We start from the raw sequence: 16,125 nt of genomic DNA, 5'->3' as shown, positions 1-16,125 counted from the left end.
AGGGTTTTTTGGATTCGCTCTGGATCCCAAAAAGATGCCCCTCCGATGATACCATCAAAAAGATGGTAAGCTGGAAAACTGTTCCGCAGCATTCGCTTAGATGAATATCCGCTCAGGTTGCCCGCGACAGGCCGATCCTGCTTCGGATGCAGGGAAGCAGGCCGGCGCGCGGCCCTACCCCTTGGGGTTCAGCAGCGGCTCGATCTCGCCGCTCAGGCGCTCGGCGAATTCGGAGACCTCGCCCGCCACCGAGCTGACGCCCACAGCCGCCTCGCGGATTTCGGCCGAGGCACGGGACACGCCGTCGATGCTCTCGCTCACCGCGCGATTGGATTCCGACTGCACCGACATGCCGGAACTGATGGAGGTGACCACCGAGGAGAGGCGGGTGACATTCTGGGTGATTTCGGAAACCGCCGCCGCCGCCTCGCCGCTGGCCTGCTGCACCGCGCCCACCTGGGCGCGAATATCCTTGGTGGCATCGGCGGTCTGGACGGCAAGCGCCTTCACCTCCTGTGCCACCACCTCGAATCCCTTGCCCGCCGTTCCCACCCGTGCCGCCTCGATGGTGGCGTTGAGGGCGAGCAGATTGGTCTGGGACGCGATCTTCTCGATGAGCGCGGTCACCGCTCCGATGCGCTTCACGCTATTGGCAAGGCTGTTGACGATCTCGTCGGTGGAGCCGGCCTTGTCCGCCGTCTCCTGCGACATGGCGAGCACCTCATTGAGGCGGCCGGAAATCTCGTCGAAGGAATTCGACATCTGCACGGCTGAGGCCGAGACGGTGGAGGCCACGTCCTCGGATGTCTGCGTGAGGGCCAGAAGCCGCTCGCTGGAGGAATGCACCGTCTCGGACGTGCGGGTCATGGCGCCCACCACGTCCGACACCCCGTTCGCCACCTGCACGCTGTCCGTTACCAGAGCCCAGGTGAGCATGGGCCCGGCATAGCTGCCGTCGGGATTGGTGATGGCGGTGATCCGCAGGTCCAGGCTCTCCGCCCCCAGGCGGATGCGCGCCTGGTGGGGCAGGTTGCGCGGGTCGGCCAGAAGCTCGCGCCACCGGGCGGGCTGCTGGTGGAACACGTCGATGGTGTTGCCGAGAAGCTGCTCGGCGGTGATGGGCAGGAGATGCTGGATGCGGCGCAGCGTCTCCACGGTCGCCTTGTTGGCATAGTCGATCCGGAAGTCCTTCGGATCACAGGTCATGACGTTGATGGGCATGTCATCCACCATCTGCCGCAGATGGCGCACCCGCGCCTCCTCGGCCACAAAGTCGGTGGTGACGTTCCAGGTAAGCTGGAGATAGCCGCGCTCGCCGCGCGCGTCCCGGATGGAATCCACATGGAATTCCAGCGTCTCCCCGTTGAGGGTGACGGCCATGCGATGGGCCGTTTCGGTGGCGCCGAGAATGTGCTCCCGCTGCTCCCGGAAGGCGGGGTGGAGCGTGTCCAGCGGGTTGCCGATGAGCGCGTCCGGCTTCACCGGGAGCACATGGGCGATGCCCTCCAGAAGCCGCATGGAGCGGCCGTTGGCATAGCGGATCACGAAGCTTTGGGGGTCGCACAGCAGAACGGCGGACGGCAGGCGATCCAGCAGGCGGGTATCGATGGCAGGTGGCACGATGTCCCGCCGGAAAGTCCCGGTTCCAAAAGCCATCGACAATCTCCAAAGCGCAAAATGATGCAAAATCAAAAATACAATGGCGCAAGCTTCGGCACCGAAGCTTGCGCGAGCCTGGGCGGGCCCGTCCCTTAAGGGGATCTCAGGCGAAGGCGGCGACGCGGTTCCTGCCCGCCGCCTTGGCCTGGTAAAGTGCCTTGTCGGCGCCCTCCAGCAAGTCCGCGACGCTCAGGTTGGTTCCTGGCCCCACTGCGTTCACGCCGATGCTGACCGTCACCCGGGGAACCGGGCTGTCGGCGCGCCCGGTCTCCTGCGCGATGCGCGATCGCAAGGCGTCGGCCAGCCCCAGGGCCGCGTGCGCATCCGTGTCGGGCAGGATGACGGCGAACTCCTCCCCGCCATAGCGCGCCGCCATGTCGCCCGGGCGGCGAAGACTGGCATCGATCAGGCGCGCCAGCACCTTGAGCACCTCGTCGCCGCGGGCATGGCCGTAGCGGTCGTTGAGGACCTTGAAGCGGTCCACGTCGATGAAGAGCAAAGCGAGCGAGGCGTTGGTGCGCCCCGTGCGGCGCCACTCCCGCTGGAGCATCTGGTCGAAGTGGCGACGGTTCGGCAGTCCCGTCAGCCCATCGGTCAGGGACAGGAAGGCAAGGTCGGCCTCCGCCGCCGCCCGCCGCCGCAATTCCCGCCGCAACAGGACGGCGAACATGACGAGAGCGCCGCACAGCACCACCGTCACCGCGCCGATTGCCAATGCGCGCTCGCGCCAGTCCTGGAGTATGTCGCGGACCGAGATCCCGACGCTGAGAACCAGCGCGTCGGCGGGAATGGGAGCGAAGGTATAAAGGCGCTCCACATCGTCCACGGCGGCCACGAAGGAACCACTCCCCTCCGCCTTCATGCGCTGGAAAAGGGGTTTGTCAGCAATATTCGCGTGCACCGCGCCCAAGCCGGGCTCCGGATGGCGCATGAGCACCGTGCCGTCGCGGGTCCCGATCCCGATCTCGCCGTCAGCGCCCAGATCCACTCCCTTGAAGAGATTGGAAAAATAAGACAAGCGGATGGCCATGACGATGACCCCGCCGAAGGTGCCGTCCGGCTCGGTGAGGCGGCGGCTGAGGGCGAAGAAGGGTTCGCCGCGATCCAGGCGGCTGAGATGCGGGGCGCTGAGGAAATGGTTCGCTCCGGGCCGGTCGCGGTGCACCTGGAAATAGTCCCGGTCGGCGAAATGGCCTCCGCGCGGAGGGAATTGCTCGGATTCGGAGATCAGCTCTCCATTGCGGTCCAGCACGAACACCACCGCCAGATGGCGCGCCTTCTCCGCAATGATGCCGAGCAGCTTATGTAGGCTCTCGGGCGGCTGGCGGCCGCCTTCCGCGGCCTCCCAGGCGCTGGCGCCGAGGTCGAGCGCGAAGGAATAGACACGCATATTGGCGTCGATATTGCCCGCGATGGTGGTCAGCAGGTTCTGCGAGACTTGCCGGGCGTGCTCCCACGCATCCTGCCGCATCTGCCAAAGCACGACGCCCACCACACACAGGACCGACACGACCGCGGCCAGCGTCCCGGTGAACAACACCCGCGCCAAGGGCGGGGTTGGCAGGCCGGCACGCCTGCGTCCACCATCCGCCCCATGCTGGGACTGCCCCTCCTGCGTCGCGATTCCCGCAGTTTTCATAAGTCTTGCTTCGCTTCAGGGCACCGCCCGGAGGACCTAGACTTTCACATTGCGGTTTAACCACCCACTTGTCGATGAAGAACCGTTCCTCGTTGCCGTTCAGAATGGAACAGGTTCTCGGCCCTTTCGGAGGCAAGTGGCGCATCGATCACTTGGACCGCGACAAAACCCCCTCGGGCTCAGTCGGCCGCACTCTCGAACGCGGCAACGAAGGCCGCGACGCGCCGGTCGAACCTTATGTCCGAGTGGCGGATGGGACGCACCAGCGACAGCCCTTCGATGGACCGAGCGCGGGAGAGCGCAACATAAGCCTGCCCGGCCGCGAAGGCGCCGCCCTCGAAATCAATGCGCACATCCTCAAGGGTAAGGCCCTGGGCCTTGTGCATGGTCATGGCCCAGGCGGGCGCCAGCGGAAGCTGGGTATAGGTGCCCACCACCTGCGCTTCGATGCGCCCCGTGGCCTCGTCCCAGCCATAGCGCAGGCGCTCCCAGGTGAAGCTCTCGATCTCCACGGTGGGCCCGGCATCGAGCCGCACCAAAGCGGAATGGGCGCCAATGCCCACCACCGTTCCAACCGAGCCGTTCACCCAGCGCCGGGCCGGGTCATTGCGCAGCGCCATGACGCGGGCGCCCGGCTTCAAGGCAAGCCGCTCGGGCACGGGCAGGCGGTCGCCTTCCAGCCCGAACTCTCCCTTCAGCAGGCCCGCGAAGGTGCGCTCGCCCCCCGCTAGAGCGGCGAGGCCCCGCTGGTTGTAGGCGTCGGCCCGGGCATTGGTCGGCGTGAGCAGCACCGGCATGGTGCCGGGGCGGTGGTCGCGCACGCAGGCGGCATTCAGCGCCTCCACCGCCTCGCGCAGCCCGATGCCACGCCGGATGGCGCTGAGCATGGCGATGAAGACATCGTCCGACTGGCGGTGCACCTTGGTGAACGGCACCCGCGCCACCGCCCGGGCACGCAGCGACAGGGCGTCGAAAGCGAAGGGGCCGCCATAGCCCATGCGCTCCAGCATCTCCTGTTCCGCATAGGGCACAACGGGGGGAAGCTGGAGGAAGTCGCCCACCAGCACCACCTGGACACCGCCGAACGGCTCGTCCCGGTCCCGCGCGATGCGCATGCTGCGGTCCACCGTGTCGAGAAGGTCGGCCCGCACCATGGAAATCTCGTCGATCACCAAGCGGTCGAGCTTCTTCAGCAGACGGCGCACCTGGACGCGCGGCTTCACCTCGTCGGGATTGAGGATGCGCGGCGGGATGCCGAAGAAGGAATGGATGGTCTGCCCGCCGAGCTGGAGCGCGGCGACGCCGGTGGGCGCGAGGAAGACCTGACGCCCGCGCGGCTCCTTGCGCAGGTCATGCAGGAAGGTGGTCTTTCCCGTGCCGGCACCGCCGAGCACCATGATGGTGCCCGCGCCGGCCTCGATATGGGCCAGGGCGCGCGGGGCGCCCTCCAGTGCGGCGGGAGCGTTCACCGCAGCAGGCCAGCCTCCTTGGCCAGGTCCGCCAAGGTCTTCTGGGGCCGCGCGCCCACATGGGAGATCACCTCGGCGGCAGACAACGCCCCGAGCCGCAGCGACGTGGCCGGATCGAGTCCGCGCGCATGGCCAAACAAATAGCCGGCGGCGAACAGGTCGCCCGCGCCGGTTGTGTCCACCACCTCGGCCACCGGGGCGGCCGGGACGGTGACGAGGGCGCCGCCGGCACAGAAGAGCGCGCCCTTCTCGCTGCGCGTCACCACCGCCTGCTTCGCTTCTTCCCGCAGGCGGGCGAGCGCCGCGTCGAAATCGCCGGTCTCGTAGAGCGACTTCACCTCGGCCTCATTGGCGAAGACGAGATCCACCACGCCGCGCCGGATGAGATCCAGGAACTCGGCCCGGTAGCGGTCCACGCAGAAGGCGTCGGACAAGGTGATCGCCACCTGCCGCCCAGCGCCATGGGCGATGTCGGCGGCGGCGAGGAAGGCCGCCTTGGCGGGCGCCGGATCCCACAGATAGCCTTCCAGATAGGTGACGGAGGCGCGCGCGATGACGGCTGCGTCGATATGGGAGGTGGTGAGGTTCTGCGCGGCGCCCAGATACGTGTTCATGGTGCGCTCGCCGTCCGGCGTCACCAGGATCAGGCAGCGCGCGGTGGCCGGGCCCTCTGCGGCGGCGGCAGTCCCGTAGGCGACGCCCGCCGCGCGGATGTCGTGGGCGAACACCGTGCCGAGCCCGTCATCCCGCACGAGGCCGATGAAGGCGGCCTGCCCACCGAGGGATGCGACACCCGCCGCCGTGTTGGCGGCCGAGCCGCCGGAAATCTCCACGCCCGGCCCCATGGCGCCGTAGAGCGCTTCCGCCCGCGCCTCGTCGATCAGGGTCATGGCCCCCTTCGCCATGCCTTGCGCCAGCAGGAAGTCCTCCTGCGCGCGGCTGATGACGTCAACGATGGCATTGCCGATGGTCACAACATCAAGTGTGGAAGGCACGGGCCGCAGGCTCCCAAGAGTCAGGATGCAAGAGTCAGGATGCGCGTCCCTAGCATTGCGGGACGGGCGGGGGCAACGCATCCGAGCCCCAATGCCGGGCACGGGCGCAGGCGGGAGCGGCATTATTCACCTTGTCATCGTCGCTCATACATTTTGAGCGGCGCCCGGCACGCAGAGCAGGTATTAGAGGCTGGATACGGGATCATCGGCCCCATGCGGGCCGCAGAGGGCTGTGGGATGGCGCGCAAATATTTCGGGACGGACGGGGTGCGGGGCCGTGCCAATGCCACGCTGACGGCGGACCTCGCGCTGCGGGTCGGCATGGCGGCGGGACTTGTCTTCCGCCGCGGCGAGCATCGCCACCGCGTGGTGATCGGCAAGGACACGCGCCTGTCCGGCTACATGATCGAGAACGCCTTGGTGGCGGGCTTCACCTCGGTGGGCATGGACGTGCTGCTGCTCGGCCCCATGCCCACGCCTGCGGTGGGCATGCTCACCCGCTCCATGCGTGCCGATCTCGGCGTAATGATCTCCGCCTCACATAATCCCTTCGATGACAACGGCATCAAGCTGTTCGGCCCGGACGGCTTCAAGCTGTCGGACGCCATCGAGCTGGAGATCGAGGATCTGATCGACCAGGAATTCGCCCGCAAGCTGGCCAAGCCCGCCGAGATCGGCCGCGCCCGCCGGCTGGAAGGCGTTCACGCCCGCTATATCGAATATGCCAAGCGCACCCTGCCCCGGAACCAGTCCTTCGACGGTCTGCGCGTGGTGGTGGACTGTGCCAACGGCGCGGGCTACCGCGTCGCCCCTGAGGCGTTGTGGGAGCTGGGCGCGGAAGTGGTCGCCATCGGCACCGAGCCGGACGGCCTGAACATCAACCGGGACGTGGGCTCTACCTCCCCCGCCGCTCTGGCCGCGAAGGTGCGTGAAGTACGCGCCGACATCGGCATCGCCCTCGACGGCGACGCGGACCGCGTCATCATCGTGGACGAGAAGGGCCATGTGGTGGACGGCGACCAGATCATGGCCGTGGTGGCCGAGAGCTTCCGCGAGGACGGTCGCCTCTCGCGCGACGGCATCGTCGCCACCGTCATGTCAAATCTCGGCCTGGAGCGGCATCTGAAGGACATTGGCCTCACCCTCGCCCGCACCTCCGTGGGCGACCGCTACGTGCTCGAACGCATGCGCAGCGAAGGCTACAATGTGGGTGGCGAGCAGTCGGGCCACATCATCCTGTCCGACTATGCCACCACTGGAGATGGACTCCTGGCGGCACTCCAAGTGCTGGCCGTGGTGGCGCGGCGTGAGCGGCCGGTGTCGGAAGTTTGCCACCGCTTCGAGCCGCTGCCGCAGATCCTCAAGAATGTGCGCTATCGCTCCGGCCAGCCGCTGGAGGCGCCCTCCGTCATCTCCGCCATCGCCAATGCGGAAGAGAAGCTCGCCAATCACGGTCGCCTCCTCATCCGCCCCTCCGGGACGGAACCCGTCATCCGTGTGATGGGCGAAGGCGACGACCGCGATCTCGTGGAATCGGTTGTTGACGAAGTCATCGACGCGCTCCAGCGCGTCGCCGCCTGACGCGCACACCCGCAGGCACATTCGTGCTCGCACCGGGCGCGTGACGCCCGCTCCTTCAAGGGGCGGGCGCCTTTGGGCATACGATCAGGGTTAATCGACCATTAATGACGGCGTGCGAGCCTCGGATTCGCTGTCCCTGTCTCCTTGCGGATGACATTGCAAATGCAGACCCTTTTCCGCTTCACATCGTGCGCGGCCTCGGCCGCCGTCTTGTCCTCGGGAGCCCTGGCGGCGGATCCGGGGGCGCTCTCGCCCGGCCGCCCCGGCGATTTCACGCTTACGGCCCCCGCCATTGAGGAAACGGTATCCGATGGCGGCTGGTATGTGCGCGTCGATGCGGGCGGATCGCGCCTCGCCAGCGGAACCGGCACCATCGGCACCCGCTCCCAGCCCTATGGCGGCCCCGGCTGGACCGCGGGCGTCGGCCTCGGCTACCGCTTCACGCCCCATTTCCGGGCCGATGTGACCGCCGACTTCATCAGCCATTCCCGCCTTCAGGAAAAGGTCTTCCTGGCCAACGCCTATTGGGACCTGTTCACCATTGGCCGCGTCACGCCCTATGTGGGCGTGGGCGTGGGCGCGGGAGAGGTCTCTCTCTCCTCCAGCGCGCCCATCGCCGTCGCCTTGCCAAATCTCGAGCGTTATGACTGGCAGGCCGCCTGGAGCTTCGTGGCGGGCGCCTCCTGGGCCATCACGCCCGCCTGGACCCTGAATGCGGGCTACCGCTTCATCGACCTCGGCTCTCCGACCTTCGACATTCAGGGACGGCCGGTGGACCTCGTCATGTCGGGGATCCGGGAGCAGCAGTTCCGGCTCGGCCTGCGCTACGCGCTGAAGTAGGCAGCGGTCTCGGTCGTCCGCTTTACCTCGGCGCCTTTCAGGCCAGCTCGGCCCTTCATGCGGCGAATGCGCGCCAGGACAAGTTGCGAATGGTAGGGGCGCTGCAGTTGCGGCCCTTCCTCGCACAAATCCTCCGCCTCTCTCGCAGCCACGGCCGTGGAGCCGGCCGGGATGATGTCGATGTGGGGATAGGTGTCGCGCAGATGGTTGCGCAGGGCGAAACCGCGCGGGGCGCCCGGCGCCTCCAGGTCGAACAGGACCGTGTCCACCGCCGGTGTCCCGTACTCCAGGACCGCGATCAATTCCTCAGAGGTCGCCGCCTCCACCACCTGATAACCGCATTCCCGCAGATATTCCGCGAGCACATGGCGCGCCACCACGTCGCCATCCAGGAGCACGACACAAGGGCGCTGTTTTTCATCGGGAGCATCGGTAGCCATTCGTCATCTCCTTTCCATGATTGCGAGGATCGCCGACACGGCATCGGCGGGCAGATAGGGCTTGCGCAGGAACGCGACACCCGGATCCACCAACGAGCTTTCGAGATGGCCTGACGTGACCACCACGGGCAGGTCTGGACAGGTAGCGCGAACCCTGCGGCTCAGTTCGAGCCCATCAATGGGGCCGGGCATCCGCACGTCGGTGAAGATCAGGTCGGCCTCGACACCGGCCGCCAGCAGGTCGAGCGCTTCTCCCGCGCTTGCCGCCTCCACCACGGTAATGCCCCGCGCACGCAGGAGATCGCTCAGGACCAAGCGCAACAGAGGCTCGTCCTCCACCACGAGGACGGTGCGTGCCACGGGTGTCGACGCCTGCGACATACATAGGTTGTCCATACTTCCCCACCTAGCCTCCGGACGACTTAACGCATTTGCCGCACAACTTGTTCCGCTCAAGCCCCCGCTGCCTGCTTACGCACCGATTGGCCGCGCGCGACGAAGCTCGTAAGGTACGGCCCGCTTCGGCGGGCCCGCGACGGACCGCTTCGCTCGGCCTTGGAAATGCGGGGAGTTTCATCGGTGCTTGACCTCACTCATGCCTCAGGCATCGCGGCAGAGGCGAAGAGCCTGCTCGAACGCCTGGGCGTCCCCACGGATGTGATCAGCGGTGGATCCCTGCCCGCCCGCTCGCCGCTCACGGGAGCGGAAATCGGCCGCATCGTGCCGACGCCCTCCCCCGCCGAGGCCATCGGCCGCGCCCACCAAGCCTACCTGTCCTGGCGCACCGTGCCCGCGCCGCGCCGGGGCGAACTGGTGCGCCTGCTGGGCGAGGAGTTGCGCGCCGCCAAGGCCGATCTCGGGCTCCTGGTGACGCTGGAGGCGGGCAAGATCACCTCGGAGGGCCTCGGCGAGGTCCAGGAGATGATCGACATCTGCGACTTCGCCACCGGCCTGTCGCGCCAGCTTCACGGCCTCACCATCGCGACCGAGCGGCCGGACCACCGGATGATGGAAACCTGGCACCCGGCGGGCGTGGTGGGCGTGATCAGCGCTTTCAACTTCCCGGTGGCGGTCTGGTCCTGGAATGCCGCCCTCGCCTTCGCGTGCGGCGACGCCGTGGTCTGGAAGCCCTCGGAAAAGACCCTTCTCACCGCCCTCGCCGTGCAGGCGCTGTTCGAACGGGCCGCCGCCCGCTTCGGCGGCGTGCCGGAGGGCCTCTCCACCCTGCTGCTGGGCGGGCGCGAGGCAGGCGAGGCGCTGGTGGATGACCCGCGCGTGCCCGTGATCTCGGCCACCGGCTCCACGGCCATGGGCCGGGCTGTGGCGCCCCGCGTGGCGTCCCGCTTCGGGCGCGCCATCCTGGAACTGGGGGGCAATAACGGCGCCATCGTCACCCCGTCGGCCGATCTCGATGTGACGCTGCGCGCCGTCGCCTTCGCGGCCATGGGCACGGCCGGACAGCGCTGCACCACCCTGCGCCGCCTGTTCGTGCATGACAGCGTCTATGACATACTGGTGCCGCGCCTGAAGGCCGCCTACGGCTCCGTGCAAGTGGGCGATCCGCGCGCGGCGCAGACGCTCATCGGCCCGCTCATCGACCGTCCTGCCTTCGAGGCGATGGCCCGCGCCCTGGACGCCGCACGGCGCGAGGGCGGCACGGTGACGGGCGGCGCCCGGGTGGAAGCCGAGGCATTCCCTGACGCCTTCTATGTACGCCCGGCCCTCGTGGAGATGCCCGGCCAGAGCGAGGTGGTGCGCGCGGAGACCTTCGCGCCCATCCTGTATGTGATGCGCTATTCCAGCCTGGAAGAAGTGATCGCCCGGCATAATGACGTGCCCCAGGGCCTCGCCTCGTCCATCTTCACCACCGACCTGCGGGAAGCCGAGCGTTTCCTGGGCGCGGCAGGCTCCGATTGCGGGATCGTCAACGTCAATATCGGCCCGTCCGGCGCCGAGATCGGCGGGGCGTTCGGCGGCGAGAAGGAGACCGGCGGGGGGCGCGAGGCAGGCTCCGACAGCTGGAAGGCCTATATGCGCCGCGCCACCAACACCATCAATTACGGCTCCACCCTGCCCCTGGCCCAGGGCGTCTCCTTCGACGTGGGCTGAGCCGCTTTCCCCATCGCCCGGCCGAGGCGCCGGGCCTTTTTCCGTTTCTCCTGAAGGATTGCCCAAATGTCCACGCCCCGCCCGGCCCCGCGCACCGGAGGCCAGCTCATCGTCGATCAGCTCATCGCCCAGAAGGTGGACCGCATCACCTGCGTGCCCGGCGAGAGCTATCTGGCCGTGCTGGACGCGCTGCACGACGCGGACATCGACGTGCTGGTCTGCCGCAACGAGGGCGGCGCGGCCATGATGGCGGACGCCTACGGCAAGATGACCGGCCGCCCCGGCATCTGCTTCGTGACGCGCGGCCCCGGCGCCACCAATGCCAGCGCGGGCGTGCATATCGCCGCCCAGGATTCCACGCCGCTCATCCTCTTCGTCGGCCAGATCGAGCGCGGCATGCGCGAGCGGGAAGCCTTCCAGGAACTGGACTACAAGGCGGTGTTCGGCTCCATCGCCAAATGGGTGGTGGAGATCGACCAGGTGGAGCGCATCCCGGAACTGATCTCCCGCGCCTTCCGCGTGGCTATGCAGGGTCGTCCCGGCCCGGTGGTGATCGCCCTGCCCGAGGACATGCTGATGGAGACCGCCGAGGTGGCGGACGCAGCTTATGTGGAGCCTGCCGCCCCCGCTCCCGCGCCCGCGGACATGACGCGCCTCGCCGCGATGCTGCGTGAGGCTGAGAACCCTCTGTTGATCATCGGCGGCACCCGCTGGACGCCGGAGGCGACCGCTGAACTCGCCGACTTCGCGGCCCGCAGCGCCCTGCCCATCGCCACGTCGTTCCGGCGCGCCGACCGCTTCCCCTCCGACCATCCCTGCTATGTGGGCGATGTGGGCATCGGCCCCAATCCCAAGCTGGCCGCGCGCGTGAAGTCTGCCGACCTGCTGATCCTGCTGGGCGCCCGCATGTCGGAGATGCCGTCCTCCTCCTATAGCCTCATCGACATTCCCACCCCGACCCAGAAGCTGGTGCAGGTGCATCCCAGCGCCGACGAGATCGGCCGCGTCTATCAGCCCGTGCTGGGCATCGAGGCGACGCCCGGCACCTTCGCCGCCGCGCTCTCGCAGATGACGGACGCGCCCCAGGGCAAGTGGGAAGAGACCACCCGCCAGGGCCATGCGGACTATCTCGCCTGGACCGAGACCCCCGCCAAGCTGCCCGGCACTTTCCAGTACGGCGAGGCGGTGAAGGCGCTGCGCGACCTGCTGCCGGAAGACACCATCATCTGCAATGGCGCAGGCAATTACGCCACTTGGCTGCATCGCTATTTCCGCCTGCGCGGGCGCATGCTCCACCTCGCGCCCACATCCGGCTCCATGGGCTATGGCGTCCCGGCGGCGGTGATGGCGAAGCGCCAGTCGCCCAGCAGCACCGTGGTCGCCTTCGCGGGCGATGGTTGCTACCTCATGAACGGCCAGGAATTCGCCACGGCGGTCCAGTATGAGATCCCGCTGATCGTGGTGCTGGTGGATAACGGCATGTACGGCACCATCCGCATGCACCAGGAGCGCGAATTCCCCGGCCGCGTCTCGGCGACCAAGTTGCGCAATCCCGATTTCGCCGCCTATGCCCGCGCGTTCGGCGGCCATGGCGAGACGGTGGAGACCACCGAGGACTTCCTGCCCGCCTTCGAGCGCGCCCAAGCGAGCGGCCTGCCCGCCATTCTCCATTGCAAGATCGACCCGGAAGCCATCACCCCCTCCCGCACGCTCACCGCCATCCGCGACGAGGCGCTGGCGAAACAGGAAAAGTGAGGTCGGAGGAGCTGAACCGAGCGGCGCTTGCCTGCCGGGGAGGGCGCGCGATTTCCCCCTCCCCACCCCTCCCCCGCAAGCGGGAGAGGGCGCAGGCCACGCTGATGAGGCTCTGTCGCGAGTTGCCGGAAATGGCCTTTCCAACTCATCGCCGACAGGCACGCTCAAGGGCAGGTGCAACCACTCCGCAACACGCTGCCCCCTCCCTAACCCTCTCCCGCTTGCGGGGGAGGGTTAGGGAGGGGGCAGCGAGGGCGGGATTTAAAGCACGGCAACCGAGCCGGAGTTCGAGAGACGGCAACCGCCTCTCCCCACCGGCTTCAGCCCTTCATCACGAGGCTTTGCCCCGTCATCTGCTCCGGCTTGGCCACGCCCATGAGGGACAGGAGCGTGGGGGCGACATCCGCAAGGCGGCCGTTCTTCAGCGCGAAGCCGGGACGCCCCACCAGCATGACCGGAACCGGGAAGGTGGTGTGCGCCGTATGAGGCCCACCGGTCTCCGGATCCCGCATCAATTCGCAATTTCCGTGGTCGGCGGTCACCAGGAGCGCGCCGTCCATGGACAGCACCGCCTCCGCGATGCGGCCGAGACCGCGATCCACCGTCTCCACCGCCTTGATGGCGGCGGGCAGGCTACCCGTGTGGCCGACCATGTCGGGATTGGCGAAATTCAGGATAACGAGGTCGTAGTCGCCACTCTCGATGGCCACCACCGCCTTGTCGGTCAATTCCGGCGCCGACATTTCCGGCTGGAGGTCATAGGTCGCCACCTTCGGCGAAGGCACGAGGATGCGCTCCTCGCCCGCATAGGGCTCTTCCCGTCCGCCGCTGAAGAAATAGGTGACGTGCGGATACTTCTCCGTCTCCGCCATGCGCAACTGGGTGCGCCCCGCCGCGGCGACCGTCTCGCCCAGGCCCATGTCCAGGGACTGGCGCGGGAACAGCGTCTTCATCACGCCATCGAGGCCGGAGCTGTAGGAGGCCATGCCCGCCGCCGCCACGAAGCGGATGGGCGTGCCCCGGTCGAAGCCGTCGAATTGCGGCAGCAGCAGCGCATCCAGGATCTCGCGGGCGCGGTCGGCGCGGAAATTGGTGCACAGGATGGCATCCCCATCCGCCATGCCCGCATAACCGCTAATCACCGCCGGATTGAGGAATTCGTCGGAGAAATCCGCCGCATAACTGGCGGCGACAGCCGCCTCCGCGCTCTCGAACACCGTGCCCCTGCCGTGCGCCAGAAGTTCATAAGCACGCTGCACGCGCTCCCAGCGATTGTCGCGGTCCATGGCGTAATAACGCCCGCAGACGGTGGCCACCGGAACGGCGGCAGGCAGGTCCGCAACGAGGCGCACCATGAAGTCGGCGCCCGAGCGCGGGGGCGTGTCACGCCCGTCCGTGAAGGCATGCACCTTCGCGGGGATGCCCTCCTCCGCAAGGAGCCGGGCCACCGCCACCGTATGATCCTGATGGGCATGCACGCCGCCCGGCGACATGAGGCCGAGGATGTGGCAGGTGCCCCCGCTCGCCTTCAGCGCCGCCACAAGGCCGCTGTCCGCGAGGCGCGTCTTCAGGCTGCCATCCTCGATAGCGGCATCGATGCGCGGCAGGTCCTGCATGACCACGCGGCCCGCACCCAGATTGAGATGGCCCACTTCGGAATTGCCCATCTGCCCCACGGGCAGGCCCACATCCCGACCGGACGTGGCGAGGAAGGCGTGGGGCGAAGATCCGTAGAGGCGATCGAAATTGGGCGTGCGGGCGAGGCGCACCGCATTGTCCGCGCTGTCATCGCGCCATCCCCATCCATCGAGAACGACCAGCATGGTGGGCACGCGCGACGACATGACAGACCTCACTCCAACAGCGGCGCCTGAAACGACCGCGACGGTCGCGTCATGACGCCTTCCTTGTGGCAAGGTCAAGGCGGTAAGGTCCCCGAGACGGATCATCGAGGGAATGGGGCATGCTTGAGGTTCTGGTGGTGGGCGCGGGCCCGGTGGGTCTTGCGCTGGCGTGCGAACTGGTCCGGCACGGCATCCGCCCCCGCATCATCGAGGCGCATCTGGCGCCCCTCCCCTTCTGCCGCGCCATCGGCGTGACGTCCCGGACCCTGGAAGTCTATGAAGACATGGGCGTGGCCCGGCAGATGATCGATGCCGGTCTCTGGCTCACCGCCACGCGGCTGGCAGTGACCGGGCAGCCCGTGCGCGATCTTGCCACCGACCTGTCCGATCTGCCCTATGCCGCCCTCGGTGTGCCCCAGGGCGAGACCGAGCGGGTTCTCGCGGAACATCTCTCCCGCTTCGGCATCACGGTGGAGCGGGGCGTGCGCCTCACGTCCCTGACCCAGGAAGGCGGCATCGTGCGCGCGGACCTGGAAGGCCCCGGTGGCGCCGAGGTAGCGCATACCCGCTATGTGGTGGGATGCGACGGCGCCCATTCCAGTGTTCGCCATTTGCTGGATATTCCCTTTGAGGGCGAAGCCTGGCCCTACCCCTTCATGCTGGGTGATGTGCGCCTGGACTGGCCGGAGGGCGAAGAGCTGCCGCGCGGCGTCGCCCTGCGTGCCATCCGCCCCCTGGAAGACCAGGCGCCGGACATGTTCATCGCCATTCCCCTGCCCGAGCACGGGCGCTACCGCGTCTCCATGCTGGAATCCGAGACGCCCGTGGCGCCGGGCGAGGGTGTCGCCCACGGCATCCAGTCCGAGCAGGCCGGGCCGTCACTCGCGGACATCCAGCAGGTGGCCGATCGCGTCCTCGCCCGTCCACCCGTGGTGAGCGACCTGCGCTGGTCCTCGCGCTTCCGCATCTCCATGCGCCTCGCCGTCCGCTACCGCGAAGGACAGGTCTTCATCGCGGGCGATGCCTGCCACATCCATCCGCCCACGGGCGGCCAGGGCATGAATACCGGCATCCAGGACGCCTATAACCTCGCCTGGAAGCTGGCTCTCGTCCTGAAAGGCCGGGCCGCGCCCACTTTGCTGGACAGCTATGAAGCGGAGCGCCAGCCCGTGGCCGAGGGCGTCATCGCCCAGACCATCAAGGAGAGCATGGCCATCGACCGCCCCAAGGCGCCGGACCGGCTCGCCCACACCCAGATGCGCGTCTCCTATCGCGGCACCCCCGCCGTCGCCCCCGTCACGGGAGATGCAACGCTGCAACCCGGCGACCGGATGCCCGACCTTGCCGGCCTGAAACGGCGCGGTGTCGGCTTCCCCCTGCGCCTGTTCGACCTGCTGAAGGGCCCGGAGCATGTCCTGCTCGCCCCCGTGGGCATGGCCGAGGATCTCGCCCCGCTGGAGGCGGAAGCCGCCGCACTGGGCGACCGCCTGCCCTTCCGTCTCATCGCCCTCGCCCCGGCGGACAGTGCCCTGCCCGACCCATTCGGCGTCACGCTGGTGGAGGACACCGAGAGCGCCTACCGGACCATGGCGGGCTGCGCGGCGATCCTCGTGCGCCCCGACGGCTACATCGCCTGGCGCGGCGCGCCGTCCGATGCGGCGGGGCGGGCGACATTCCTCGAATCGGTGCTGGGGCGGATAGGCTGAATCTCTGTTGGTGGCGGAAGGGCCGTGCCCTTCCGCCCGTTCGTCGGAGAGAAGAACCGAACCACAGCCTGCAGCGCGCGGGGAAGCG

At 68.0% G+C, this 16,125-nt stretch carries 12 protein-coding genes; 5 read left to right on the top strand and 7 right to left on the bottom strand.

Annotated elements, in window-relative coordinates; translation table 11 throughout:
• Positions 1-174: 174 nt before the first annotated feature.
• From EJJ38_RS05305 to EJJ38_RS05290, 4 genes are all read right to left on the bottom strand, one after another.
• Complete coding sequence (locus EJJ38_RS05305) at positions 175-1,656, bottom strand: methyl-accepting chemotaxis protein (RefSeq protein ID WP_127089085.1); 1,482 nt, start codon at positions 1,654-1,656, stop codon at positions 175-177.
• Between the two features lie 106 nt (positions 1,657-1,762).
• Positions 1,763-3,298 (bottom strand): GGDEF domain-containing protein, encoded by a 1,536-nt coding sequence (locus tag EJJ38_RS05300; RefSeq protein WP_127089084.1) that lies wholly within the window; start codon positions 3,296-3,298, stop codon positions 1,763-1,765.
• A gap of 179 nt (positions 3,299-3,477) precedes the next feature.
• Complete coding sequence (locus tag EJJ38_RS05295; RefSeq protein ID WP_245454125.1) at positions 3,478-4,767, bottom strand: ATP-dependent DNA helicase; 1,290 nt, start codon at positions 4,765-4,767, stop codon at positions 3,478-3,480.
• On the bottom strand, positions 4,764-5,762 hold the full coding sequence (locus EJJ38_RS05290; protein WP_245454124.1) for an adenosine kinase: 999 nt from the start codon (positions 5,760-5,762) through the stop codon (positions 4,764-4,766). The genes EJJ38_RS05295 and EJJ38_RS05290 overlap by 4 nt, the downstream gene beginning before the upstream one ends.
• Positions 5,763-5,999: 237 nt before the next feature.
• Between EJJ38_RS05290 and glmM the strand changes: the two genes are divergently transcribed.
• Positions 6,000-7,343: a phosphoglucosamine mutase gene (gene glmM / locus EJJ38_RS05285; RefSeq protein ID WP_127089082.1), complete on the top strand. Its 1,344-nt coding sequence runs from the start codon at positions 6,000-6,002 to the stop codon at positions 7,341-7,343.
• Between the two features lie 162 nt (positions 7,344-7,505).
• Positions 7,506-8,183 (top strand): outer membrane protein, encoded by a 678-nt coding sequence (locus EJJ38_RS05280; protein WP_164738422.1) that lies wholly within the window; start codon positions 7,506-7,508, stop codon positions 8,181-8,183.
• Here EJJ38_RS05280 and EJJ38_RS05275 read toward each other — a convergent pair.
• Positions 8,168-8,623: a response regulator transcription factor gene (locus EJJ38_RS05275; RefSeq protein WP_127089080.1), complete on the bottom strand. Its 456-nt coding sequence runs from the start codon at positions 8,621-8,623 to the stop codon at positions 8,168-8,170. The two genes, EJJ38_RS05280 and EJJ38_RS05275, sit on opposite strands and share 16 nt — an antisense overlap.
• 3 nt (positions 8,624-8,626) lie before the next feature.
• Positions 8,627-8,983: a response regulator gene (locus EJJ38_RS05270; protein WP_205666108.1), complete on the bottom strand. Its 357-nt coding sequence runs from the start codon at positions 8,981-8,983 to the stop codon at positions 8,627-8,629.
• 219 nt (positions 8,984-9,202) lie between these two features.
• On the opposite strand from EJJ38_RS05270, the gene amaB reads away from it, so the two are divergent.
• The gene (amaB, locus tag EJJ38_RS05265) at positions 9,203-10,732 is read left to right on the top strand and encodes an L-piperidine-6-carboxylate dehydrogenase (protein ID WP_245454123.1); all 1,530 of its coding nucleotides are present in this window, start codon (positions 9,203-9,205) and stop codon (positions 10,730-10,732) included.
• Between the two features lie 66 nt (positions 10,733-10,798).
• Positions 10,799-12,487, top strand: coding sequence for a thiamine pyrophosphate-binding protein (locus EJJ38_RS05260; protein ID WP_127089077.1), 1,689 nt, complete (start codon positions 10,799-10,801; stop codon positions 12,485-12,487).
• A 320-nt stretch (positions 12,488-12,807) separates the two neighbouring features.
• Here the strand turns inward: EJJ38_RS05260 and gpmI are convergent, their stop codons facing one another.
• Positions 12,808-14,331 (bottom strand): 2,3-bisphosphoglycerate-independent phosphoglycerate mutase, encoded by a 1,524-nt coding sequence (gene gpmI, locus EJJ38_RS05255; RefSeq protein WP_127089076.1) that lies wholly within the window; start codon positions 14,329-14,331, stop codon positions 12,808-12,810.
• 119 nt (positions 14,332-14,450) lie between these two features.
• Between gpmI and EJJ38_RS05250 the strand changes: the two genes are divergently transcribed.
• Positions 14,451-16,037 carry an FAD-dependent monooxygenase gene (locus tag EJJ38_RS05250; RefSeq protein ID WP_127089075.1) on the top strand — a complete coding sequence of 529 codons (1,587 nt, stop codon included), beginning with the start codon at positions 14,451-14,453 and terminating at the stop codon, positions 16,035-16,037.
• The last annotated feature ends 88 nt before the right edge of the window (positions 16,038-16,125 follow it).

It is taken from the genome of Aquabacter cavernae (assembly GCF_003993795.1).
In the GTDB taxonomy this organism is placed as follows: Bacteria; Pseudomonadota; Alphaproteobacteria; order Rhizobiales; family Xanthobacteraceae; genus Aquabacter; species Aquabacter cavernae.
This window is presented reverse-complemented; position numbering and strand designations above follow the sequence as displayed.